This is a genomic window from Photobacterium andalusiense (genome assembly GCF_900185625.1).
In the GTDB taxonomy this organism is placed as follows: domain Bacteria; phylum Pseudomonadota; class Gammaproteobacteria; order Enterobacterales; family Vibrionaceae; genus Photobacterium; species Photobacterium aquimaris.
The window spans coordinates 88,688-113,297 of the sequence record NZ_FYAJ01000009.1; the positions used below are offsets into that span (position 1 = coordinate 88,688).

Consider the following 24,610-nt stretch of genomic DNA (forward strand, 5'->3'; position numbering starts at 1 on the left):
TGTGAATAAACCAGTAACTCAACTATTGCCCGGACTATTCAGTGCTGGGCTTATTCTATTGTTAGTGATCGCTGCGATCACCAGCCTCATACTTCATGCTGGGCAATGGCAACTAAGTAGCTTATGGCACGATCCTTATCTACGCCATGTGACTCGATTTAGTTTTTACCAAGCTTTACTGTCGACGCTACTCAGTATCGTACCTGCAATTGCAATAGCTTACGCGCTATCACGACGGCACTTTATTGGTAAACAACTGCTATTACGTTTGTTTGCGATGACATTAGTGATGCCAGTGTTAGTAGCAGTATTTGGTCTATTAGCTATCTACGGCAAAAGTGGCATTATTAGTCATGGATTAAGCCTGCTGGGATTACCACGGCTAAACATTTATGGTTTAAGCGGCATTTTACTGGCGCATGTGTTTCTTAATTTGCCGTTAGCAGTGCGTTTTTTACTTCAAAGTTTAGAATCAATCCCTCATGAACAACATCAATTAGCGGCCCATTTAGGCATTCGCGGCTGGCATAAATTTAAGTTAGTTGCTTGGCCGCGGTTACGCCAACAATTACCTCATGTTGCTGGGCTTATTTTTATGCTGTGTTTTACCAGTTTTGCAGTGATCATGTCGCTCGGTGGCGGCCCGAAATCAACCACTATTGAACTGGCGATTTATCAAGCTATTCGCTACGACTTTGATCTTGCAACAGGGGCTATTTTAGCGCTGTGGCAAATGCTACTTTGTGGTGGATTAGTACTACTTAGTCACCGCTTTGCAAAACCACTCGCAACTTTTAGCGCTTCTGTTGGTAACAATGTGGTCAACTATCAAGATAACTGGCGCGCAAAATGCTGGGATTGGAGTTGGATCATCGCTGCGATCTTACTGGTGATCCCACCGATTATTGCAGTATTTGTTGCAGGACTTAATCGCCAATTGCCGCAGCTATTACAACAACCAGCATTATGGCATGCAGTATCTAATTCACTACAAATAGCGGTAGTAGCATGTGGATTAGCCTTTGTATTTGGAGTGATGATCTTATTAGCTAGCCGTCAGTTACGTTTAAATAAACAAGCGGTTGGTGCCGATAGTATCGAAATGATCGGTACTATTATATTAGTTACTCCAGGATTAGTATTAAGCACCGGTATCTTCTTACTATTACGCCAATATACCGATGCTTATGGCGCCGCTTTTTGGGTCGTGGTTGGGGTTAATGCGTTAATGGCGTTGCCTTATGTGATCAAAACGCTTAGCCAACCGATGTTACACATTGCCCAGCAATACAACACGTTATGTCGAAGTTTAAATATGAGCGGCTGGTCGCGGTTACGATTAGTAGAATGGCGAGCCTTACGTAAACCAATCGCACAATCACTGGCTATAAGTTTAGTGCTGTCATTAGGCGATCTGGGTGCGATCGCTTTATTTGGCAGTCAAGATTTCCAAACTCTACCACTGTATTTATTTCAATTAATGGGTAGTTACCGAATGGATGGTGCTGCGGTGGCAGCATTATTACTATTACTGCTCAGTTTGGGCTTATTTAGCGCGATTGAATACTGCGTTCAACCTCGGCGTACTAAAGGTAAACACCATGCTTAATGTCAACCAACTCAGTTACACTTATCAGCCGCAACGCCAACATGAACAGCCAATGACGTTAAGCTTTAACTTTAGCCTTCAGCAAGGGGATATTGCTGCGCTTATTGGGCCAAGTGGTGCTGGGAAAAGTACGCTATTGGCGCTTATTGCTGGTTTCCTGCAGCCAAATAGTGGTGATATTCGTATCCACCAGCAGTCAATTATTGATTTAGATCCCGCTCTGCGACCATTATCGATGTTGTTTCAAGAGCACAATTTATTTCCTCACCTTAGCGTCTATGAAAATATTGCGCTCGGGGTGGATCCGCGTCTAAAACTTACCCTTCAGCAGCAACAGCAAGTACACGATGCCGCAGCCAAAGTCGGGCTAGAATCCTATTTAACCCGTTTACCCGAAAACCTGTCCGGAGGGCAACGACAACGAGTCGCACTGGCACGTTGTCTTATTCGTCAACGGCCATTATTACTGCTTGATGAACCTTTCTCGGCACTTGATCCTGCCCTGCGTAACGACATGCTCAAATTAGTACAACAATTAGCGCAACAGCAAGCGATTACCGTGTTAATGATCACTCATAGCCCTGAGGATGCCAACAAAATAGCCAATAAGTGTATCTTTGTTGATAACGGTGCAATTAAAGCTCAGGGGGACACCAACGCCCTGCTTAATCACCCTCAGCAACTAGATTTACGCCATTACCTTGGATTAACTACTGATTAAATAAATGTGATAAATGGCTGCGGGCTCAACACATCAATGCGTTGAGCCCGCTTTATTTTATCTGGCTAATCAATAACACAATGGTTAGCTTAAAGGTTTTCTTCTGCAAACTCGGCTAAACGACTTCGTACCACACCATTAAGGTAAATATTGGCGCTACCATCAAAGTGTTTAAACCGTTCAACAATATAGGTTAAGCCTGATGTCACAGGTGATAAATAATTAGAATCAATTTGCGCCAAATTACCCGAGCACACCAACTTAGTGCCTTCACCACAACGGGTAATAATGGTTTTAATTTGGGAGGCGGTTAAATTCTGGCACTCATCAAGCAACACAAACGCATTTTGAATGGAACGCCCACGCATAAAGTTTATCGATTTAAATTGAATATTGGCTTTATCAAAAATGTATTTCATTGAGCCATCAGTACAGACATCATGTTTATGTAGCGCTTCCATGGTATCAGTAACGGCAGCTAACCACGGCAGCATTTTCTCTTCTTCGGTCCCCGGTAAAAAACCGATAGATTCAGCAATTTCAGGCGTATTTCGAGTGACAATAATTTTGTCATACATGCCTTTTTCTATCACTTGTTCCAGTGCCGCTGCCATGGCTAAAATGGTTTTACCACACCCTGCTGGGCCAGTTAAGATCACCAAATCAATGTTAGGATCGAGCATCGCATCCAACGCCATTCCCTGATAAATATTTTTAGGATGCACTCCCCATGCCTGACGGTGCATTAAACGCTCATAACTAATATCTTTAATGGTGACCTCTTCACCTTCAATCGTTTTTATACGCGCGGCAAATTCTTGACTATCATCCAGTAAATATTGATTCACATAAGGGCTTTCAAATAACGTTTTTGGCAGGGTATGTAAGGTTGAACTACCTCGATTTTCAGAATGACATTCCGCAACATTACTCCAAAAATCACCACTATAACGATGAAATCCCTTACTGAGTAAAGCCACATCATCTATCAACTGATCAGAACGATAGTCATCGACATTCAACACCCCAGCGCCTTTTGCTCGTAGGCGCATATTGATATCTTTAGTGACTAAGACTACGCTTCTTGGAGCATGTTTTTGTTGTAAAAAAAGTACACTATTAAGAATTCGATTATCACCGGCTTTATCGCTAAACGCATGTACCGTTTGCTTAACTTCATAGTCAGCAAAGATAGCGATAGTGCCATTATGAGCAATTTTATCATTAAAGGTAATACCCGCTGCAATTTGCTCCGGGGTTGCATCATGAAAAATATTTTCAAGGGCGCGAATTGCTACCCTTGCATCACGAGAAACATCACGTTTACTGTCTTTGATACGATCTAATTCTTCCAAGACCGTCATGGGGATCACCACGTCGTGCTCTTGGAAAGAGAAGATAGCGAGAGGTTCATGAAGCAGAATATTTGTATCTAATACAAACAGTTTCCGTTCGGCGTTGTCCATAAGCACCTCCTTGATAGGGTGGATAGCAAGTAACTTACTGTCCTCTTTTAGCTTACGTCAAAATCAGTGATTTAGTTAAATAGTGACGCAATAACTATTAAGACCGAAATAAATGAAACTAAAATGACAATGAGACTCACGCCTCTTTTAGGCACTTTCACCGTGACCTTAATCACATCATGCAGTAACATAACTCCCCCCATTTTTGAGTTATGCGTGTGGCGTATTATCCATCTATGCATTTAGTTTTATTATAGACGATAAACAGACAACGCGAATTATAACATTTTCCTTTATATCAAATAATTAGAAGGTTTCTAGCACTATGCCATTTGCTTTGGGTCAACGTTGGATCAGTGATACAGAAAGTGATTTAGGTTTGGGCACAGTCGTTGCTATTGAGCCACGCACTGTTAGCTTGATGTTTCCAGCATCAGATGAAAACCGTTTATACGCTCGCCATGATGCACCCGTTACCCGTGTAATGTTTAATGTTGGCGATGTGATTGAAAGCCATGAAGGCTGGTCGTTAAAAGTAACTGCGATCGAAGAAGATAAAGGAATTATCACTTATATCGGTACCCGTACCGACACCCAAGAAAGTGATGTGGCGTTACGAGAGATCTTTTTAAGCCATCAAATTCGATTCAATAAACCACAAGATAAGCTTTTTGCCGGTCAAATCGATCGCATGGATCGTTTTGCACTACGTTACCGTGCGCTAAAAAATCAATATGAGCAGTTAAAAAGCCCATTACGTGGCCTGTGTGGCATGCGTGCAGGTTTAATTCCACACCAACTTTATATCGCTCATGAAGTCGGTCGCCGTTACGCACCACGTGTATTGCTGGCTGATGAAGTAGGTTTAGGTAAAACCATTGAAGCGGGCATGATTATCCACCAGCAAGTGCTGTCTGGTCGTGCTGAACGTATTCTAATTTTGGTACCAGAAACCCTGCAGCACCAATGGTTAGTAGAAATGATGCGCCGCTTTAATCTGCATTTTTCTATTTTTGATGAAGAGCGTTGTGTTGAATCATTAGCTGATGCAGCCAACCCTTTTGATACCGCACAGTTTGTATTATGTTCATTGGATTTTCTGCGTAAAAGTCGCCGTCGCTTTGAACAAGCCCTTGATGCCGATTGGGATTTATTAATTGTCGATGAAGCTCATCACCTAGAATGGAGCGAAGAGCGTCCGAGTCGTCAATATCAAGTCGTTGAAGCTATTGCAGAAAAAACTCCAGGGGTATTATTGCTAACAGCGACGCCGGAACAATTAGGTCGAGAAAGCCACTTTGCTCGCCTACGTTTATTAGATCCTGATCGTTTTTATGATTATGAAGCGTTTGTTGAAGAAGAGCGCCTGTATGAACCTGTTGCAGAAGCCGTATCTCAATTACTGGCAGGTGAAAAACTCGATAGCAATGCTAAGCAAACCTTAGTCGACTTGCTTGCTGGCCAAGATGTTGAGCCGATGATCACTGCGATTGAAAACGCAGCCACGGCAGATGACGCCGAGGCACTTGAAGCACGTCATGAGTTGATCCGTAATCTAATGGATCGCCACGGCACAGGTCGCGTATTGTTCCGTAATACTCGCTCTGCAATCAAAGGTTTCCCTAAGCGTCACCTTAATATGTACCCATTGCCAATGCCAAACCAATACAGCACCGCCATGCGTGTTGCTGCCATGATGTCTGGTAAATTAAGCATTAACGAAAAAGCGATTAAACTGCTTTACCCTGAAGATATTTATCAAGAGTTTGAAGGGGAATCAGCCACATGGTGGAACTTTGATCCTCGTATTAACTGGCTGTTAGATATGCTAAAAGCCAATCGTAATGAGAAAGTATTGGTGATCTGTTCTCGTGCGCAAACGGCATTAACGTTAGAACAAGCATTGCGTGAACGTGAAGGTATTCGTGCGACTGTGTTCCATGAAGGAATGTCGATCATTGAGCGTGACAAAGCAGCAGCGTATTTTGCGCAAGAAGAAAGTGGCGCTCAGGTATTAATCTGTTCAGAAATTGGCTCTGAGGGACGTAACTTCCAATTTGCTAATCAACTGGTGATGTTTGATTTACCAAGTAACCCAGACTTACTAGAGCAGCGTATTGGTCGTTTAGATCGTATTGGTCAGCAACGTGAAATTGAAATTCATGTGCCGCACCTTGAAGGTACTTCACAAGCATTACTGGCACGCTGGTTTAATGAGGGTTTAAACGCCTTTGAAGAAACCTGCCCAACAGGCCGTCCGGTTTATGAAGCGGTATGTGAGGACTTAATCACGTTACTTGCCAGCGATAAGCAAGACAATGATGCATTGGAAGCGGTGATCACTCAAAGTGCAGCGCTACATAACCAACTTAAAGCGAAATTAGAGCAAGGTCGCGATCGCCTTCTTGAAATTCACTCTAATGGTGGTGAAGCAGCACAACAATTAGTTGAGCAAATCAGTAGCAAAGACGGCGATACCAACTTAGTTTCTTTCGCGCTGGGCTTATTTGACACTATCGGCCTTAACCAAGACGATAAAGGTGAAAACGCCATTGTTGTCACACCGTCAGAACACATGATGGTCGCGAGCTACCCAGGTTTACCGTATGACGGCTGCACGATCACCTTTGATCGTAACACCGCCTTATCACGCGAAGATCTGCACTTTATCAGTTGGGAACACCCAATGATTCAAGGTGGTATCGAATTACTATTAAGCGAAGGCGTTGGCACAACAGCTGTTTCATTGCTAAAAAATAAAGCACTGCCAGTCGGTACTTTGTTATTAGAACTGATTTATGTGGTTGATGCCCAAGCACCAAAACAATCAGGCATTGGTCGTTTCTTACCAAAAACACCGATTCGTATTCTGCTTGATAGTAAAGGTAACAACCTGTCTGCAAATGTTGAGTTTGAAAGCTTTAACCGCCAGTTAAGCCCGATTAATCGTCATCTAGGCAGCAAGTTGGTTAACTCAGTACAAAAAGATATCCATACTCTTATTGCTCATGCTGAACGTGAAATTGACAAAGAGTTAGTCTCTGTACGTAGCCAAGCACAAGCCGAAATGGAAGCGACATTACGTGCTGAGCATCAACGTTTACTAGCACTAAAAGCAGTCAACCCTAACATTCGTGATGACGAGTTAGAGTTAATTGAATCTCAAATTTTAGATTTAACAGACTACATTGCTAAAGCTCAGATTCAACTCGATTCATTACGTCTGATTGTTGTAAGCCACAACTAATTATTGATGTTGCCGCTCTAAAAATTTAGCCGCCGATGATATGTTTACTGCATGCTATCGGCGGTTTTTTTATAGCTACGATGCTATATACATACCAATTGAAAGGCATTCATATTAGTATGCTGACCAATTTTTTCACTCTCACCAACGAGCGCACCATGAAACCATTGCCAGTGTTGAACTACAATCCACCGACCGATCCTTGGTTAGATACCCTTTTTGTTGATAATGATATTATTGCCGTCAACAAACCGGCAGGTCTGTTATCAAATCCAGGTCGTCAACCTGAGCATCATGACAGTGTCTTTGCGCGCGTATTAGCTCAGTATCCACAATCACAAATTGTGCATCGGCTAGACATGGGTACATCCGGTTTAATTGTATTAGCCCTCAATAAAGCCGCTGAACGCCATTTCAAAGCGCAATTTCGTGAACGTGAAACCAAAAAGGTCTATTACGCCCGCGTATGGGGACATCTTGAACATGATAGTGGTACAGTCGATTTGCCACTGATTTGTGATTGGCCCAACCGCCCACGTCAAAAAGTATGTTTTGATGATGGCAAACCGTCAGTGACGCATTATGAAGTATTAAGTCGCGACGAAAACAGCACCTTAGTTCGATTGTTACCGATCACAGGTCGCTCACACCAGTTACGAGTACATATGCAAGCACTAGGACACCCTATTTTAGGTGATAAGTTCTATGCCAATGAAGAAGCAATTGCAGCGTCACCACGACTGTTATTGCACGCAGCAGAGCTTACTTTTACCCACCCTGGTAGCGATGAACCAATGCATCTTTTTGCACCGTGTGAGTTTTACCCACAAGCACCAACTCAAACAATTTACCCATAAGCGGTAGGCATCTTGAATAATGAATGCTAGCGTAAAGCCTGCATTCATTGTTTATTGAGGTTACCCATGGAAACCATCGTTTTTCTTGATCATGGAACCATTCCGGCGCACATCAGCCTTCCTCGTCCTAGCTTTTGTCATCAATGGCATCAATACGAGACCACAAAGCCCGCACAAGTCATTGCTCGACTTCAACATGCAACTATAGCGATCACCAATAAAGTCGTCCTTGATAGTCAAGTGCTGGCACAATTACCCCAACTTAAATTTATTGCCATTGCCGCGACTGGCACCAACAATGTTGATCTCGATTACTGTCGTAGCCACAATATTAAAGTGGCTAATATTCAAGGTTATGCCACCCGCTCAGTACCAGAGCATGTTATTGCGATGATTTTTGCCCTTAAACGCAACTTGGCCGGTTATCAACAAGACATCGCTAACGGTGAATGGCAACGCCAGCAACAATTTTGTTTTTTCACTCATTCCATTACTGATGTTGCAGGGTCAACCTTAGGTATTTTTGGTAATGGCTGTTTAGGTCAGGCAGTTGCAACATTGGCACGCGCAATTGGCATGGAGGTTTTATTTGCCGAGCATGCGGGAGCAAGCCAGTGCCGAGATGGTTACCACCCTTTTGAGCAAGTGTTACGTGAAGCCGACATCATTAGCCTTCATTGTCCACTCACTCCCGCAACCACCAATATGATTGCTGAACCGCAATTCGCTTTGATGAAATCAAGCGCGATTATTATCAACACTGGTCGCGGGGGGTTGATAAATGAACTCGAGTTAATTGACGCATTACTAACAAAACAAATTGCAGGTGCGGGAATTGATGTCTTTACAACAGAGCCTGCATTGGCTTCAAATCCATTAATTGCTCATAGTCATTTGCCAAATCTGGTCTTAACACCACATGTAGCATGGGGATCAGACTCGGCAATTCAAACATTAGTAAATCAATTGATTGATAATATTAATAGCTTCCATTTAGGCACCGATAAAAATCAGCTTTAATCTCGATTTTTAGCCACAAAAAAAGCGAGCATTGCGCTCGCTTTTTTATATGACGATTCAACCATCGTTGCAATTAACAGACTATTTAAAGCCCTTTTCTTTACGGATCAAATCATAAGCCGCTTGTAACTCTTGGGTTTTTTGCTTAGCGATTTCCATCATTTCTGGTGGTAAGCCTTTTGCGGCCAACTTATCAGGATGGTGTTCATTCATTTGTTTACGATAGGCACGTTTAACTTCTTGTGCTGAGGCATCATCATTTACACCTAACACTTTAAATGCATCGGCTAACTGATCGCGTGTAGGCGGCGCTTGAAAACCACCACCTTGCTGGTGATACTGCTGATGAAAACCACCTTGTTGAAAACGAAATGCAGCTTCTTGCATTTGCAAACGTTGCTCAAGTTGTGCTTCTGAGAAACCCAGAAAACGCGCAATCACATGCAATAACTCACGCTCTTTCGGGTGTAATTGACCGTCAGCAAATGCCGCTTGAATTTGCAGCTCTAAGAAAAACTGTAATAGATCAGCCCGTCCAGCACGGCTACGAACACGATTAAGGGTTTCTTCTAATGGAAAGTTATCTTCTTTGCCTTCACGAAACGCATTTTGCGCTTGGCGACGAGATTCACCTTGCAGCCCCATACGATCCATAATCGTACTTGCCACTCGAATTTCGTTTTCAGTCACACGACCTTTGGCTTTTGCCATGTGCCCCATAGTGGCAAAACAGGCATTAAAAAACTCTGCTTGACGCTCAGCATTGGTGGCATTTTTACCACCAAATCCACCAAAGCCACCATTCATTTGGCGCGCATAAGCTTTATCAAATTGATGACCAATAAATAGCCCGATCAACAATCCAGGTAGCTTACCAATAGAGAGTCCTAGCAACGCGCCAATAATTTTTCCCCATATACCTGTTCTCTGCATTCTATACTCTCTGGTAATTCGTTAATTTTTTCACTGTTTACCCAACAGCATGCGCTGAAAAGATGCCGTCGCGTTAAATTTGCATTATGATAGCTGTCATTTGTCGGGAATGCTTGTAAAAAGCGCAACAATTCGCCTTGCACCAAATTGATACAGGAATGTTGAATTAGATGTCACTTACCTCTCACAGTTTACTAGCCACAATGATTAGCTTAGCCCTTTATGGCCCAGCAATGGCTGCCGACATCACTCCTACAAGTGGTGATAGTCACAACCAACCTACCATTGCAGATCCCGCTAATAATGCGTCTCATGGTAGCAAAGATCCTCTTGCGATGGTACGTGGCGTCTGTATTCCAGAAAAAGATCGCCAACAAGATACCAACAATGAACCGATCCATATCAGTGCTAACCGAGTAGAAGCACAGCAAAATAAAACCGCTGTTTATTCGGGTGATGTAGTCGTCAAGCAAGGTACTCGTACGATTGTTGCCGATAAAGCAACCTTACAACAGCCAGACAATATTGTGACCGCTAACGGTAATGTTTTCTATCAAGATGGTGGCATGGATATTGATGCCAAGCGTCTTACTAGCAATCTTGATACTAAAGATGCTCAAATGGATGACGCCGTCTACCAGATGACCTGTCAGGCGGGTCGTGGCGATGCCAAGTTAATTGAACGTCGCAATGTTGACGGTACTCAATTTTATGAAATGAAGGATGGTACTTACACCACCTGTCCTAGTCGTGATAAGAGCTGGCGTTTTGCTGCTGGCAGCCTAGAGCGTAAGGGTGAGTCACCATTTGCAGATTTATATAATGCCCGTTTTGAAGTACTCGATTTTCCCATTTTTTATCTACCGTGGTTACGCGTACCTGTAACAGATCAACGCCTGACCGGTTTCCTTTATCCATCGATTACCTACGGCTCCAAGAACGGCATGGAGCTTGAAACACCCTTTTATTGGAATATCGCTCCTAATTACGATCTAACTTTTACACCTAAATACATGAACCACCGTGGGTTGCAATTAACCTCCGAGTTCCGTTATTTGACCGATTTTGGTCAAGGTAAAATGATCGGAGAATATTTAGGGCACGATAAAAAACACCAAGATTACGATAAGCGTTGGGGTATTCAGTGGACACACAGCGGGATTATCAATAAAAACTGGTTGCTAAATATTGATTACAGCAAGGTTAGTGATCCTAAGTATTTTGATGACGTCGACTCAATTATTGGTCAACGTGAAGATAATAACCTCCTGCAAACAGCATCATTGGCATACCGTAATGCTAGTTGGGACACCAGCTTAATGGTACGTGACTTTCAACCACTGACAGAAAGTGGCGAAGGCACTCAATACCGTTTAATGCCTCAACTATCAAGTACGTACTATAAATCTGGTCTTCCATACGGTTTAGATTTTACGCTACCGATGAGTATCAGTAAATTTGATACCGATGATCGCGCTAAACCAACAGCAGATAGGGTTACCTTTGATCCAACATTAACCTTACCTTATGCGACACCATGGTGGTCAGTTACCACCCAAGCAAAATTAAATTACGCTCATTACAATCAACAATTTGATGTTAAGCACAACCCTAATTTAAGTACTCTCGATAAAACAGTTGATCGTACTGTGCCTGAGTTTAGAGTTAACAGTAGCTTATATTTTGAGCGTGATACTTCAATAATGGGTGAACATTACACTCAAAGTTTAGAGCCACAACTACAATATTTATACGTTAAAAATGTTGATCAATCAGGGATCTATAACCCTGTTAATTATAATGGTGGTGGTTACGATTCAACTCGTCTACAACAAGACTATTATGGTTTGTTTAGCGATCGTACTTACAGTGGTCAAGATTACATTGCACCAGCCAACCAATTTACGGTCGGCGCCACAACACGTTATTATGATGCTAATTTTAAGGAACGTTTTACCCTTTCATTAGGTCAAATATTCTATATTGATAAACCGGTCGCTGATGGTAGTGAAGCAAAAAGCTATTCTGCAACTGCATTAGAAACCGAATTTAACCTTGATGATAATTTATTCTTCAAGAGTTCAATGCAATATGACTCAAGTGAAAATGAGATACAGCAAGGTAGTACCGCGGTTGAATACCGTAATGGACGTGTTTTCATTCAACCAAGTTACCGTTACGTATCCAGTAATTATCTAAATCAATACGTTGCTAATCCAAACCCAGTGATCCCTAATACTAATGGTAAACGAGATGGTATCTCACAATTAGGCCTATCGACGGGTTTCCCTATTAACGATAATATTGATATTACTGCAGATTATTTCCAAGACATGAATGTCAATAAAATGCTAGAGAGTCGTGTAGGCTTAGTTTACCGCTCAGCATGTTGGATGATTGGTCTAAGCTATAATCGCTACGCAAAAGATCCATTGAGTCAAGACTTTACTGAATATGATAGCAATGTCAGTTTCTCGTTTAGTCTGCTAGGACTACAAGGTGCACGACCATTAGGTCAAGCTTCTGATGATGGCGGCAATATCTTAGGCTATGCTGACCCATTTACACTTAAAAATTAATGATCGTGGCGATAATACATATCGCCACTCAACATGACGGACTATAAATGAAAAAGTGGAAGTATTCGGCGATAAGCGTAATGCTCATGGGAATGACAGCAACTGCAATGGCTGCTCCCCAACCGCAAGAATTAAATCAAATTGTCACCACAGTTAACGATGGTGTCATTTTGCAAAGTGACGTTAATGCGATGCTAAAAACCGTCCATCTTAATGCTGCAGCTGAAGGCCAACAATTGCCTCCAAACAATATTCTACGCCAGCAAGTGATGGATAAATTGATCATGGAAACACTACAAATCCAGCAAGCAAAACAGCTGGGTTTACGTATTGATGACAGCCAACTTGATCAAGCCATTGCTGATGTCGCTAAACAACGTAATGTCACCGTTGCTCAGTTACGCCAACAGTTAGCCAGTGCTGGAATTAGCTTCTCTATGTTCCGTGAGCAATTACGTAACGATATGTTAGCCTCTGAAGCACGTACTATTATTGTCCGTAAACGGGTCAACATTTTACCACAAGAAGTTGATAGCTTAGCAGCACAGCTTGCGAAGCAAACTCAGCAAAACGTGCAATACAACATCAGCCAAATTCAAATCGCTGTTAATGATGATGCCGATAAAGCCACCCGCGAAAAAGCGAAGCAAGAAGCTAACAAGATTTATGGCGAGCTAAAGCAAGGCGCTAATTTCGCTGAATTGGCTTACCGCTACTCAAAAGGTCCTAAAGCCCTTAAAGGTGGTGAGTGGGGCTGGATGAGTAAAGATGAAATGCCGACGATTTTTGCTGACCAAATTAAAACCAGTAGCAAAGACAGTATCATTGGTCCTTTCCGTAGCGGCGTTGGTTACCATATTTTAAAAATCAATGACGTTAAAGGCATGCCAACAGTATCTGCGGTTGAAGTAAAAGCACGTCATATTTTAATTAAAACCTCCATTATTTTAAGTGACGCCGCAGCGAAAAAAGAATTACAACAAATTCGCCAAAAAATTATTAGTGGTAAAGAAAGCTTTGCCGCAGCTGCAAAACAGTATAGTGAAGATCCAGGTTCTGCTACCAATGGTGGTCAACTAGGTTGGCAACTTCCTTCAATGTATGCCCCTGCTTTTGCAAAAGAAGTAGAAACATTGCCAGTGGATCAAATTAGCCAACCGTTTAAATCTCAGTTTGGGTGGCATATTGTAGAAGTAGAAGGTCGTCGTAATGTCGATCGTACTGAAGCTGCCTTAAAGAACCGCGCAGCACAAATTTTATTTAATCGTAAGTTCAATGAAGAAGCACAAACGTGGTTACAAGAACTGCGTGCTGGTGCCTACATCGAACAAATGAATAAGGTAAATAATGGCTAATAACAAGCGTATGACTAACCCACAACGGATTGCGATCACCCCAGGTGAACCGGCTGGAATAGGCCCAGATTTAGTCATTGCCTTGTGTCAGCAACATTGGCCGCACCAACTTGTGATTTGTGCTGATGCGCAGGTTATGGTAGAACGTGCGGCTCAATTAGGTTTACCGCTTACTATTTTGCCCTATCAATCTGAGTTAGCCGCGATGCCACATCAAGCGGGAACAATGACAGTAGCTCAAATAGACAGTGCCGCAGAGGTTGTCAGTGGACAACTTGACGAACAAAATGGGCTCTATGTATTAGCAACATTAGAACGTGCCGCTTCTGGTTGTATGAGCGGTGAGTTCGCCGCAGTTGTTACTGGCCCCGTCCACAAAGGGGTCATTAACCGCGCAGGTGTTTCTTTTAGTGGTCACACTGAGTTTTTTGCTCAGCAATCAGAGACAGCACAAGTTGTGATGATGCTGGCAACAACAGGGTTACGGGTTGCATTAGTAACAACCCATATTCCAATAAGCAGTGTTTCTAAAGCTATTACTGAACAACGACTTAAGCAAGTTATTCGTATCTTGCATGCTGACTTAGTGACTAAATTTGGTATTGCGTCGCCAAAAATTTATGTTTGCGGGCTCAATCCTCATGCCGGAGAAGACGGCTGTATGGGAATGGAAGAAATTGATACTATCATTCCAACATTAGAACAACTGCGTCAGCAAGAAGGCATAAATTTGCTTGGACCATTCCCAGCAGATACTATCTTTCAAGAAAAATATTTAGCTGATGCCGATACGGTATTAGCCATGTATCACGATCAAGGGTTACCGGTGCTGAAATACAAAGGCTTCGGTAAATCAGTCAACATTACGTTGGGACTGCCCTTTATCAGAACTTCAGTAGATCATGGTACCGCACTGGAACTCGCAGGTACTGGGCAAGCAGATATAGGTAGCCTTCGGACAGCGCTATCCCACGCCCTCGAATTGGTAGAAAAACAAGCATGAGCAGCGATCAAGTCCATTTAGGTCACCGTGCGCGTAAGCGCTTTGGCCAAAACTTTTTAAAAGACCCATATATTATTGATGGTATCGTATCAGCGATTAACCCTCTACCAGGCCAAAACTTGGTAGAAATTGGCCCAGGCCTTGGTGCAATCACAGAATATGTTGGTAAGTTAGTCGATAAATTTACTGTTATCGAACTTGACCGAGATTTGGCGGAGCGTTTACGTAACCACCCCGATCTAGCATCAAAACTAACCATCCATGAAGGCGATGCAATGCGCTTCGATTTTACGCAACTTATTAAAGAAAATAATAAGCTACGTATTTTCGGTAACTTGCCTTACAACATCTCAACCCCGCTAATGTTCCACATTTTTGAGTTCCATAAAGACGTACTAGATATGCACTTTATGCTTCAAAAAGAAGTGGTTAATCGTCTTGCAGCGGGCCCTGGTAGTAAAGCTTACGGCCGTTTAACGGTTATGGCGCAATACTACTGTAAAGTCATGCCAGTATTGGAAGTGCCGCCAGAATCTTTCGTACCAGCACCAAAAGTAGATTCAGCGGTTGTACGTTTAACGCCGTATGAAGTATTACCATTCCCATGTACTAACCTTAAATGGCTAGATCGTGTGTGTCGTGAAGGCTTCAACCAGCGTCGTAAAACGATCCGTAACTGTTACAAAGGCTTGTTCACACCAGAACAACTGGAAGCACTTGGTATTAACCCAGGCCACCGCCCAGAAAACATTACCGTAGAACAATTTGTTGCTATGGCTAATTGGCTTGACGCTAATTTCCAAAAAGAAGAGCAATAACGTTAGCGCGCATTAACAACAGCGCCCATAACACAATAACCCTGTGTAACATGTCACGTGTTATACAGGGTTTTCTTTATTTATTAGCCAGCAATACTAAAATGAGAGTAAATCATCAGCAAAGGATATTGCCTATGAGCATCTCATCTCCTCCAACTATCAAATGCCATGTTGTTAGTCATTATCTTGCAGAACAGTCACACCCCGATCAGCAACGTTACGTATTTTCTTATACCATCACCATTAAAAATTTAGGTCGCGGCAGCGCTCACCTTCTAACACGCTATTGGTTAATCACTGATGCTAATGGTAAAAAATTAGTTATCGAAGGTGAAGGCGTTGTCGGACAACAACCTCATATTAACGCCACTGATGAATTCACTTATACCAGTGGTACTATCATCGAAACTCCTGTTGGTGTGATGCAAGGTCAATACACCATGGAAGATGAGGTTGGTAATCGTTTTAAGGTTGAAGTCGCCCCATTTCGACTAGCAATGCCGAACATTCTTCATTAACCTAATGCGATTAATTTCATGTTAATTAACGCATTGTTAATGGGAGCACCATGGCGACTTATCTTGTCGGTGATATTCAAGGCTGTTTACCCGACTTAAAAAAACTATTAGCCCAAGCAAATTTCGATCCTCACCATGATCATTTATGGCTTGCAGGCGATCTGGTTGCACGCGGACCTGAATCTTTAGAAACATTACGTTTTGTAAAAGCATTAGGCGATCATGCTACGGTCATTTTAGGCAATCATGATCTGCATTTATTAGCGGTATCTCACCAACTAGCGCGCGCGAAAAAAAGCGATAATATCCATCAAATTTTCACCGCAGAAGACGGCAAAGAATTACTTGATTGGTTACGCCACCAGCCTCTATTAGCTGAACATCCCCACTATCCATTGGTAATGGTTCATGCGGGCATTACACCGCAATGGTCACTTGAACAAGCCCGTTACCACGCTCGTGAAGTCGAACAATTGCTACAGTCTGATGACTATTTATGGTTATTAAAAAACATGTATGGTGATGGCCCTGATTGGTGGCAACAGGATCTGTCACGATTGGAACGACTACGGTTTACGATCAACAGTTTTACACGAATGCGCTTTTGCGATCCTCTGGGGCGATTAGATATGCACTGCAAAGTACAGCCAAATGATCCCACAGTTGGTGATCTGATCCCATGGTTTGATGTCAAGCGCGATCAACCTATAGAAAAAACCATTATCTTTGGTCATTGGGCTGCACTTATGGGTCATCAAGATCAGCATTGTATTGGCTTAGATACTGGCTGTGTCTGGGGCAATAGCTTAACCATGCTGCGCTGGGAAGATGGACAACGATTTGTCACTGAATGTCCGCTCTACGCCTGATCATGACATATAACAATGCCGACAATGATTGTCGGCATTGGTGATCATCGATATTGTGGTTATTTGCTACGATCGCGCTAAGATCACAAACTCCATCGCATAAGCATTGTTATCATCACTATCATGGTGCTCTTTGGTCACCACTTGCCAATCATTACCCCAGTTCGGAAACTGAGTATCGCCGTCAAGATCCGCATCAATGAAGGTTAAATACAAACTATCAGCAATCGGCAGACAAACTTGATAAATGCTACCGCCACCAATAATCATCAGTTCTGGCGCATCACCAGCGGCTAATTTAGCTGCAGCAATATCGTTAACAACAGTGATCCCTTCGGCTACAAAGTCAGGATTACGGCTAATGACAATATTCAAGCGCCCTGGTAATGGTCGCCCAATCGATTCAAAGGTTTTACGTCCCATCACAATCGGTTTACCCATAGTACAACGCTTAAACCATGCAAAATCTGCAGGCAAATGCCACGGCATACTATTATCTTTACCAATGATCCGATCATGAGCCATTGCTGCGATCATACTGATCTTCATTATTGCATCTCCATTCACACTATCAGTGCGCGCATTATAATTCTGCTGTAGTTATACCACAGGCCGACGACGATAAAATAGTAACCCTGGCATAGCCAATCCAATTGCTAATGCTGCAACGATAAACATCGCTTTTAACACGTTATCAATCATCAATCCCCATAAAGCCAGAGAGAAGCCACGGTGATTAATTTCAACGATAGCAATCATGGCTTTAAAGGCAAATACTCCCGGTACCATTGGAATCAATGCAGCAACAGTAAACACTTTGGGATGGGCTAAAAAGCGGTGCGACCAATGGACACCAATCATACCGACTAAGGTCGCAGCAACAAAAGTTGACCATTCAATTGACAGTCCCCAATGCATTAATAAGAACCGTGTTCCATGGCCAATTGCGCCACCAATAGCACAATATTTCAATGCTTTTTGAGGCACATTAAACACCAGCGCAAACCCTAATGCGGGGATCATTGCCAAAAGCATATCATTGAGTAACGCCACTATTAACGTCATAGTAACCACCCCCATACATCAAGCACATTCATCGCTGCTACAATCCCCATGCAGGTTGATAACGTGAGTAAACTCGCCATCGTCCAGCGCGCTAAACCCATGCTGGGAAAGCCTTTTACCATATCAGCGACGGCATTAATTAATGGAAAGCCAGGCACTAACATCAATACCGATGAAGCCATGGCTAAAAAGGGTTGCTCACCAATATTATACACTTCACCAAGGCCTGATATTAAGGTGGTTACAAAAGCAGTTACGGCGAAATTTAACAGCGGATTAAAGTGATAACTGGCAATTTGTTGGCGGACATACATCCCCACTGATGATGCACAAAACGTCAGCATAAATACCGGCCAATCACCGCCGGCTAAACGACTAAATGCCGCACATGATAAGCCAATCATCACCACCACTAACCAGCGATTATAACGCTCTGTTTTAAGGTTTTCTAACCGTGATTGGACATCGCGACAGTCTAATAACCCGCGCTCAACAAGAATACAAATACGTTGAATATCAGTCACTATTTGCATATTAATACCGCTATCTTGGCAGCGGCGAGTGGTGGTAATACAGGTGCCTAAATGACGGGTACTGATCACCATTGAACTGGCTGATAATGATACTTCAACATGCTCAACTCCCAATGCTAATCCCAGTCGACGCGTCACATCCATAATGACCGAGCTTTCGGCACCATGTTGTAATAACCGTTGACCGGCTTCAATCGCCAATCGAGTTAATTGCCGTTGTTGAGATTCGGTTAATGGCTGCAGTACTCTCTCCATGTCGATATCCATTTATAATCCATTATAAAACACATTTTGTAACAACTAGCATACCTAACCTACAACCGTATACGTTGATTAAGCACAAAAAAAAGCCACACCTTAACGGTATGGCTTATTCGCATAAAGCACGATCAGAACTTATGGCTTGTAGATGATTTCTACATCGTAATCATCTTCATTCCAGTCATCCCAATCATCATCATCGCCGTCTTCATCCTGAACTTTCTTAATTTGTTCAGCGTGGTAATCATCCCACTTAAAGTCAACTTTATCTTCTTTCTGCTCTTCAACTTCGTACTTAACACGTGGCAAGGCGTCGATAGCAGCCATCAGATCATAAGTCAGCTCTTTAGTACCAATGCGATTTAACGCTGAAATACTGTAATGCTTACCTTCCCATGCTAATGCTTCAAGCACTTCGGTGATCTTTTCTTGTGCTTGCTCTTCGTCAAGAAGATCCGCTTTGTTAAATACGATCCAGCGTGGCTTATTGCCTAGCTTATCGCTGTATTGTTCAAGTTCATTGATAATAGTAAAGGCATTCTCTACTGGATCAGAACCATCAGCAGGTAGTAGGTCAACCATGTGTAGTAACACACGACAACGCTCAAGGTGCTTCAAGAAACGAATACCCAAGCCTGCACCGTCAGCAGCACCTTCAATAAGACCTGGAATATCAGCAACCACAAAACTACGCTCTGCATCGACACGTACGACGCCCAAGCTTGGAACTAGGGTTGTGAACGGGTAATCAGCTACTTTCGGCTTAGCAGACGATACAGCGCGAATGAAGGTGGATTTACCTGCATTAGGTAAACCAAGCATGCCCACATCAGCTAAAAGTAGAAGTTCAAGACGTAAATGACGAATTTCACCTTTACTACCCATACTCTTTTGACGAGGAGCACGGTTTACAGATGATTTGAAACGGGTGTTACCTAAGCCGTGGAAACCACCCTTAGCAACCATCACTTTCATACCATGTTCAGTAAGATCGGCAATCACCTCACCAGTATCTTCATCAATGGCACGTGTACCAACAGGTACGGTTAATACTTTATCCGCACCGCGTTTACCCGTACAGTTACCACCACGACCATTTTCACCACGCTCAGCAGCATGGAAACGCTCAAAACGGTAATCAATTAGCGTATTAAAGTTTTCATCAGCGAACAGGTAAACATCACCGCCGTCACCACCGTCACCGCCATCAGGGCCGCCACGAGGAATGTACTTTTCAGTACGAAAACTTACTACACCGTTACCGCCATCACCGGCATCGGCGCGAATAACCGCTTCATCTATAAACTTCATTTTTTTCTCCGCACTGTGGCGTTTAACGTACAGCGATAACGGCATTTAGCACAGATCATCGCGTAGTAATTATTGTTATGGACCTTGACTATTTGCTTTGGCGAATAAACTTATGGCCTATAGCACAGCAAACAGCGCCACTTACCACAACCATAGCACCGAGATAGCCCCATATATTCAAAGAGACTGTCGCAACATATTGTGGCCAAGCCAAACTCGCAAGATCGACAAATAATATCGTAAACAAGGGAGTCAGTGTGATCACTGCACTCACTTGTGATGCCTGCCAACGGGCCATTGCTTCTGCAAATGCACCATAGCCAACAAGCGTATTAACACAACAGAATAACAGCATCCCTAATTGGCGGTTATCCATTGTTAAAATTTGTTGTGGTTGTGCCATTGGGGTCAGTATTACAGCACAGATGATATAAATCATCAGTAATATTTGTGCTGATGAAAACTGTCTTAATAACCATTTCTGCGCTAAGCCATAAACGACCCACACTAACGCAGCGGCAACAGCAAGACTAACACCAAGAGTATAGCCAGAAAAACTGGTAAACAACTCAATCAGCCGTTCATTAAAGAATAAGATCAAACCACTAATTAAAGCAATTACACCAATAATTTGATGCCGACCTAATTTTTCTTTAAATATCCATGCGCTCGACACTAATAGCATCACCGGCGCTAATTGGATAATAACTTGTACCACAGGAGGGTTCAGGTATTTCAATGAACTGTTATACAGCACAAAGTTACCCGCAAGGCCAACGCTGGCGATGGCTAGCACCACCCAGCTCATTCGCCCAAGATTTGATATTGTTGGTAGTTGCTTTCGCCACGCTAAAAACAGGCCTAAACCCAACGCCGCAGTTATAAAGCGATACCAAACAATCGTAAAAGGATCCATCACTTCTACAGCTTGTTTCATTGCAATTGGCAATGCCCCCCAAAAAACGGCAGTTGTCATCGCAAGAAAGAAACCAATCATCGGGCCGCGGTTAATCATAAACCCTCCAGATATAAAAAGCCCCGCCAAAAAGGCAGGGCTTTAATATTCGTGTCGATTCTGAAAATTATTCAGCGTCGATAGATACGAATTTACGGTTTTTAGGACCTTTAACTTCAAACTTCACTTTACCATCAGATAGAGCGAATAGAGTGTGGTCTTTACCTAGGCCAACGTTTGTGCCAGCGTGGAACTTAGTACCACGTTGACGAACGATGATGTTGCCTGCTAATACAGACTCGCCACCGAAACGCTTAACACCTAGGCGTTTGCTTTCTGAATCACGGCCGTTATTAGTAGAACCGCCAGCTTTTTTATGTGCCATCTTTAAATTCTCCTGTTATTAAGCGCTGATGCCAGTAATTTTGACTTCAGTGAACCACTGACGGTGGCCCATTTGCTTACGAGAGTGCTTACGACGACGGAACTTAACGATTTTAATCTTATCGCCACGACCGTGAGTAACAACTTCAGCAGTTACTTTACCGCCAGCTACGAACGGTGCGCCTACAGTTACTTCTTCGCCATTAGCTACTAAAAGAACTGAGTCAAATTCAACGTTAGCGCCAGTTTCAGCGTCTAATTTTTCTAAGCGTAAGGTTTGGCCTTCGCTTACACGGTGTTGTTTACCACCACTTTGGAAAACAGCGTACATGTCTTACTCCGCTTCTCCGCATAGGCCATTTGCCACGTCTAAAATGGGCAATGGGTATGCGCTTAATCTTGTCATCAATAGGGCGCGAATGTTACGCGAAAAGAGACTTTGTGGCAAGCCATTCTCGAAAGAAAATTGGTGAAAAGCTGCCCAATCCAAAAACTGTTTGAAATAGCTGTATTTGAGGTTATGACGATATGGTTATTTTAGTGTAAGATTCCAGTATCAATTCGAAAAATTTTCCGCCCTACGCGGCTAACAATCTTGCTGGACGTATAATGGATTTTAAAGCTATCCAAGCGCTCACCGCCAACGATATGGCGGAAGTCGACGCGAAGATACAGGCGCAACTTAACTCAGATGTTGCCCTCATCAATCAACTCGGATTCTACATTGTAAACAGTGGCGGCAAACGTATTCGCCCCATGCTGGCAGTATTAACAGCACGTGCACTTGACTATGAGGGTGATAAACACACCACAGCTGCTGCTTTTGTTGAATTTATTCATACCGCGACATTGCTCCATGACGATGTTGTTGATGAATCAGATATGCGCCGTGGCAAAGAAACGGCAAATGCTGCGTTTGGTAACGCCGCGAGTGTGTTGGTTGGTGATTATATTTACACCCGCTCATTTCAAATGATGACTAGCCTACGATCTTTAAAGATCCTCGACATCATGAGTGAAGCCACTAACGTGATTGCTGAAGGTGAAGTATTGCAGTTAATGAACTGTAACGATCCTGACACTACTGAAGATAGCTACATGCAAGTTATCTACTCAAAAACAGCACGTTTATTTGAAGCTTCAACCCAAATAGCGGCAATTATTGCTGAAGCACCGGCTAATATTGAAATCGCACTTCAAGAATATGGCCGTTACTTAGGTACCGCCTTCCAGCTCATCGATGATGTGCTTGACTATGTTGCCGATGGCAAAGAAATGGGCAAAAACGTTGGTGATGATCTTGCTGAAGGTAAACCAACATTACCGTTACTGCATGCTATGCACCATGGCGATCAAGCACAAGCAGCAATGATACGTGACGCGATTATGCATGCTAATGGTATGGATAAGCTTGATGCTATTTTAGCGTGTATGCGCCAGCATGGTTCATTAGAGTACACTCAACAACGTGCCGAGCAAGAAGCGCAGAAAGCGATAGCAGCTCTTGCACCAATTGCTGATTCAGACTACAAGCAAGCTCTAATCACATTAGCGCATATGGCTGTACAACGTAAAAAATAACGCTCCCTTTGCGATGAAAAACCTGTCCTTGGTGGCAGGTTTTTTTATGTCCAGTAGCCGGTATTTTATCGTTGTTACCCCACGATCCATGATGATCTATACTGTAACTACTCGGTAAATATTATACTTTATAGGCTAAGAAGGTGAGTATGGATATCAAACATCTAACCACTGGCATGTGGGTCGAATCTTATCATGGCGTTGGAAAAGTGATCGGCATTGATCATCAACATCAATCAGTGATCGTTGAACACCACCACGATCATCAACTACAGTCGATTGATATCACTGATCTTATCGATCAGCCTCAGCTTCATAACGATTGCGATCGTTATTATTAATTTTTTGCAGATACAAAAAGACCCTCAATAATTGATTGTCTAACTATTGAGGGTCAGTTATTTTTTATATGTTAATTATCTTGGCTTATTTGGCAGCGAACTCTTCACCAAGCGTAATATCGCCACGCAATGTATCAAGCATACTTTCTAATGCATTTTGCTCAAATGCGCTTAAGTGACCGTAATCCATCACTTCTTCAATCCCTTCTTTACCCAATAATACTGGTTGAGCGAAGAAACGAGCATGCTTACCATCACCTTCAACATATGCACACTCAACAACACCCTGCTCACCTTGTAGCGCACGTACCATCGCTAAACCAAAGCGACATGCCGCTTGGCCCATAGAGAGTGTTGCAGAGCCGCCACCAGCTTTTGCTTCCACAACTTCTGTGCCTGCATTCTGAATACGAGGTGTTAGTGCTTTCACTTCATCGTCAGTAAAGCTCACACCTTCAACTTGTGATAGCAAAGGTAAAATAGTTACGCCCGAGTGACCGCCAATAACCGGCACTCGAATATCACATGGTGAAACACCTTTTAGTTCAGCGACAAAAGTTTCTGAACGGATAACATCAAGTGTGGTAATACCAAACAACTTACGCTTATCGTAAACACCGGCTTTTTTCAACACATCAGCTGCAATTGCAACCGTGGTATTGACAGGGTTAGTAATAATACCAACACATGCTGTTGGACATACAACGGCGATTTTTTCTGCTAATGACTTCACAATACCGGCATTAACATTGAATAAATCCGCACGATCCATACCCGGTTTACGTGCTACACCTGCAGAAATAAGCACAACATCAGCACCTTCTAGTGCCGGTGTTGGATCGTCCCCACAATATCCTTTAATTGCTACTGGGGTTGGAATATGACTTAAATCTGCTGCAACACCAGGTGTTACAGGAGCAATATCATATAGAGCAAGATCTGAGCCTGCCGGTAAACGGTTTTTCAATAGCAATGCTAATGCTTGACCAATACCACCAGCCGCACCAATTACAGCAACTTTCATGTTCGTTCTCCTTTACGATAGAAGTATATTTTTTGAAGTGGGTACAATCTAATTCAGCTAATAATAGTAGTAACTGAATAACAATATATGGACGTTATATTAAGCATAAAAAAAATACAATCCTCACCCACTCGCTTTGCGAAGTAACGCAGAATCCCAT

The 24,610-nt window shown here is 42.9% G+C and carries 23 protein-coding genes; 13 read left to right on the plus strand and 10 right to left on the minus strand.

From position 1 onward, the window contains the following. The first annotated feature begins 1 nt into the window (after window position 1). Window positions 2–1,609, plus strand: a complete 1,608-nt coding sequence (gene thiP, locus PAND9192_RS16760) for a thiamine/thiamine pyrophosphate ABC transporter permease ThiP (RefSeq protein ID WP_087854658.1) — start codon at window positions 2–4, stop codon at window positions 1,607–1,609. Next, window positions 1,602–2,330 carry a thiamine ABC transporter ATP-binding protein gene (gene thiQ / locus PAND9192_RS16765; protein WP_087854659.1) on the plus strand — a complete coding sequence of 243 codons (729 nt, stop codon included), beginning with the start codon at window positions 1,602–1,604 and terminating at the stop codon, window positions 2,328–2,330. Before thiP ends, thiQ begins: the two co-directional genes overlap by 8 nt. 89 nt (window positions 2,331–2,419) lie before the next feature. Here the strand turns inward: thiQ and PAND9192_RS16770 are convergent, their stop codons facing one another. Beyond that, entirely contained in the window at window positions 2,420–3,796 is a 1,377-nt protein-coding gene (locus PAND9192_RS16770; RefSeq protein ID WP_087854660.1) for a PhoH family protein, read from the minus strand. A 325-nt stretch (window positions 3,797–4,121) separates the two neighbouring features. Between PAND9192_RS16770 and rapA the strand changes: the two genes are divergently transcribed. From rapA to PAND9192_RS16785, 3 genes are all read left to right on the plus strand, one after another. Then, window positions 4,122–7,043: an RNA polymerase-associated protein RapA gene (gene rapA / locus PAND9192_RS16775; protein WP_087854661.1), complete on the plus strand. Its 2,922-nt coding sequence runs from the start codon at window positions 4,122–4,124 to the stop codon at window positions 7,041–7,043. Between the two features lie 158 nt (window positions 7,044–7,201). Continuing rightward, window positions 7,202–7,900, plus strand: coding sequence for a bifunctional tRNA pseudouridine(32) synthase/23S rRNA pseudouridine(746) synthase RluA (rluA, locus tag PAND9192_RS16780; protein ID WP_087854662.1), 699 nt, complete (start codon window positions 7,202–7,204; stop codon window positions 7,898–7,900). 66 nt (window positions 7,901–7,966) lie between these two features. Further along, window positions 7,967–8,920, plus strand: a complete 954-nt coding sequence (locus PAND9192_RS16785; protein ID WP_087854663.1) for a D-2-hydroxyacid dehydrogenase — start codon at window positions 7,967–7,969, stop codon at window positions 8,918–8,920. 81 nt (window positions 8,921–9,001) lie between these two features. Here PAND9192_RS16785 and djlA read toward each other — a convergent pair whose 3' ends face one another. Continuing rightward, window positions 9,002–9,853, minus strand: a complete 852-nt coding sequence (gene djlA / locus PAND9192_RS16790) for a co-chaperone DjlA (RefSeq protein WP_087821632.1) — start codon at window positions 9,851–9,853, stop codon at window positions 9,002–9,004. Between the two features lie 170 nt (window positions 9,854–10,023). On the opposite strand from djlA, the gene lptD reads away from it, so the two are divergent. The 6 genes from lptD (at window position 10,024) to PAND9192_RS16820 (ending at window position 16,995) form a co-directional block, all read left to right on the plus strand. Further along, on the plus strand, window positions 10,024–12,432 hold the full coding sequence (lptD, locus tag PAND9192_RS16795; RefSeq protein ID WP_087854664.1) for an LPS assembly protein LptD: 2,409 nt from the start codon (window positions 10,024–10,026) through the stop codon (window positions 12,430–12,432). A 47-nt stretch (window positions 12,433–12,479) separates the two neighbouring features. Further along, entirely contained in the window at window positions 12,480–13,787 is a 1,308-nt protein-coding gene (surA, locus tag PAND9192_RS16800) for a peptidylprolyl isomerase SurA (protein ID WP_087854665.1), read from the plus strand. 10 nt (window positions 13,788–13,797) lie between these two features. Continuing rightward, entirely contained in the window at window positions 13,798–14,790 is a 993-nt protein-coding gene (gene pdxA / locus PAND9192_RS16805; protein ID WP_087854685.1) for a 4-hydroxythreonine-4-phosphate dehydrogenase PdxA, read from the plus strand. Continuing rightward, the gene (gene rsmA, locus PAND9192_RS16810; RefSeq protein WP_060998499.1) at window positions 14,787–15,608 is read left to right on the plus strand and encodes a 16S rRNA (adenine(1518)-N(6)/adenine(1519)-N(6))-dimethyltransferase RsmA; all 822 of its coding nucleotides are present in this window, start codon (window positions 14,787–14,789) and stop codon (window positions 15,606–15,608) included. Before pdxA ends, rsmA begins: the two co-directional genes overlap by 4 nt. A gap of 134 nt (window positions 15,609–15,742) precedes the next feature. Continuing rightward, window positions 15,743–16,126 (plus strand): Co2+/Mg2+ efflux facilitator ApaG/CorD, encoded by a 384-nt coding sequence (apaG, locus tag PAND9192_RS16815; protein WP_087854666.1) that lies wholly within the window; start codon window positions 15,743–15,745, stop codon window positions 16,124–16,126. 50 nt (window positions 16,127–16,176) lie between these two features. Further along, window positions 16,177–16,995 carry a symmetrical bis(5'-nucleosyl)-tetraphosphatase gene (locus PAND9192_RS16820; RefSeq protein WP_087854667.1) on the plus strand — a complete coding sequence of 273 codons (819 nt, stop codon included), beginning with the start codon at window positions 16,177–16,179 and terminating at the stop codon, window positions 16,993–16,995. 66 nt (window positions 16,996–17,061) lie between these two features. On the opposite strand, the gene folA is transcribed toward PAND9192_RS16820, so the two are convergent. From folA to rplU, 7 genes are all read right to left on the minus strand, one after another. Continuing rightward, window positions 17,062–17,544, minus strand: a complete 483-nt coding sequence (folA, locus tag PAND9192_RS16825; protein ID WP_087854668.1) for a type 3 dihydrofolate reductase — start codon at window positions 17,542–17,544, stop codon at window positions 17,062–17,064. Between the two features lie 51 nt (window positions 17,545–17,595). Further along, window positions 17,596–18,060: a threonine/serine exporter family protein gene (locus PAND9192_RS16830; RefSeq protein WP_234999185.1), complete on the minus strand. Its 465-nt coding sequence runs from the start codon at window positions 18,058–18,060 to the stop codon at window positions 17,596–17,598. Next, window positions 18,057–18,848, minus strand: a complete 792-nt coding sequence (locus PAND9192_RS16835; protein WP_087854670.1) for a threonine/serine exporter family protein — start codon at window positions 18,846–18,848, stop codon at window positions 18,057–18,059. The genes PAND9192_RS16830 and PAND9192_RS16835 overlap by 4 nt, the downstream gene beginning before the upstream one ends. 141 nt (window positions 18,849–18,989) lie before the next feature. Then, window positions 18,990–20,165, minus strand: coding sequence for an Obg family GTPase CgtA (cgtA, locus tag PAND9192_RS16840; RefSeq protein WP_060998494.1), 1,176 nt, complete (start codon window positions 20,163–20,165; stop codon window positions 18,990–18,992). Between the two features lie 88 nt (window positions 20,166–20,253). Further along, window positions 20,254–21,180 (minus strand): DMT family transporter, encoded by a 927-nt coding sequence (locus tag PAND9192_RS16845; protein ID WP_060998493.1) that lies wholly within the window; start codon window positions 21,178–21,180, stop codon window positions 20,254–20,256. A gap of 67 nt (window positions 21,181–21,247) precedes the next feature. Then, window positions 21,248–21,505, minus strand: coding sequence for a 50S ribosomal protein L27 (gene rpmA, locus PAND9192_RS16850; RefSeq protein WP_036796188.1), 258 nt, complete (start codon window positions 21,503–21,505; stop codon window positions 21,248–21,250). A gap of 18 nt (window positions 21,506–21,523) precedes the next feature. Beyond that, window positions 21,524–21,835, minus strand: coding sequence for a 50S ribosomal protein L21 (gene rplU, locus PAND9192_RS16855; RefSeq protein WP_036796189.1), 312 nt, complete (start codon window positions 21,833–21,835; stop codon window positions 21,524–21,526). Window positions 21,836–22,113: 278 nt separating this feature from the next. Between rplU and ispB the strand changes: the two genes are divergently transcribed. Together ispB and PAND9192_RS16865 are read left to right on the plus strand one after the other, a co-directional pair. Then, complete coding sequence (gene ispB / locus PAND9192_RS16860) at window positions 22,114–23,085, plus strand: octaprenyl diphosphate synthase (RefSeq protein WP_087854671.1); 972 nt, start codon at window positions 22,114–22,116, stop codon at window positions 23,083–23,085. 149 nt (window positions 23,086–23,234) lie between these two features. Next, window positions 23,235–23,426, plus strand: a complete 192-nt coding sequence (locus PAND9192_RS16865; protein ID WP_087854672.1) for a hypothetical protein — start codon at window positions 23,235–23,237, stop codon at window positions 23,424–23,426. 85 nt (window positions 23,427–23,511) lie between these two features. Here the strand turns inward: PAND9192_RS16865 and mdh are convergent, their stop codons facing one another. After that, window positions 23,512–24,450 carry a malate dehydrogenase gene (gene mdh / locus PAND9192_RS16870; RefSeq protein WP_087854673.1) on the minus strand — a complete coding sequence of 313 codons (939 nt, stop codon included), beginning with the start codon at window positions 24,448–24,450 and terminating at the stop codon, window positions 23,512–23,514. Between the last annotated feature and the right edge of the window lie 160 nt (window positions 24,451–24,610).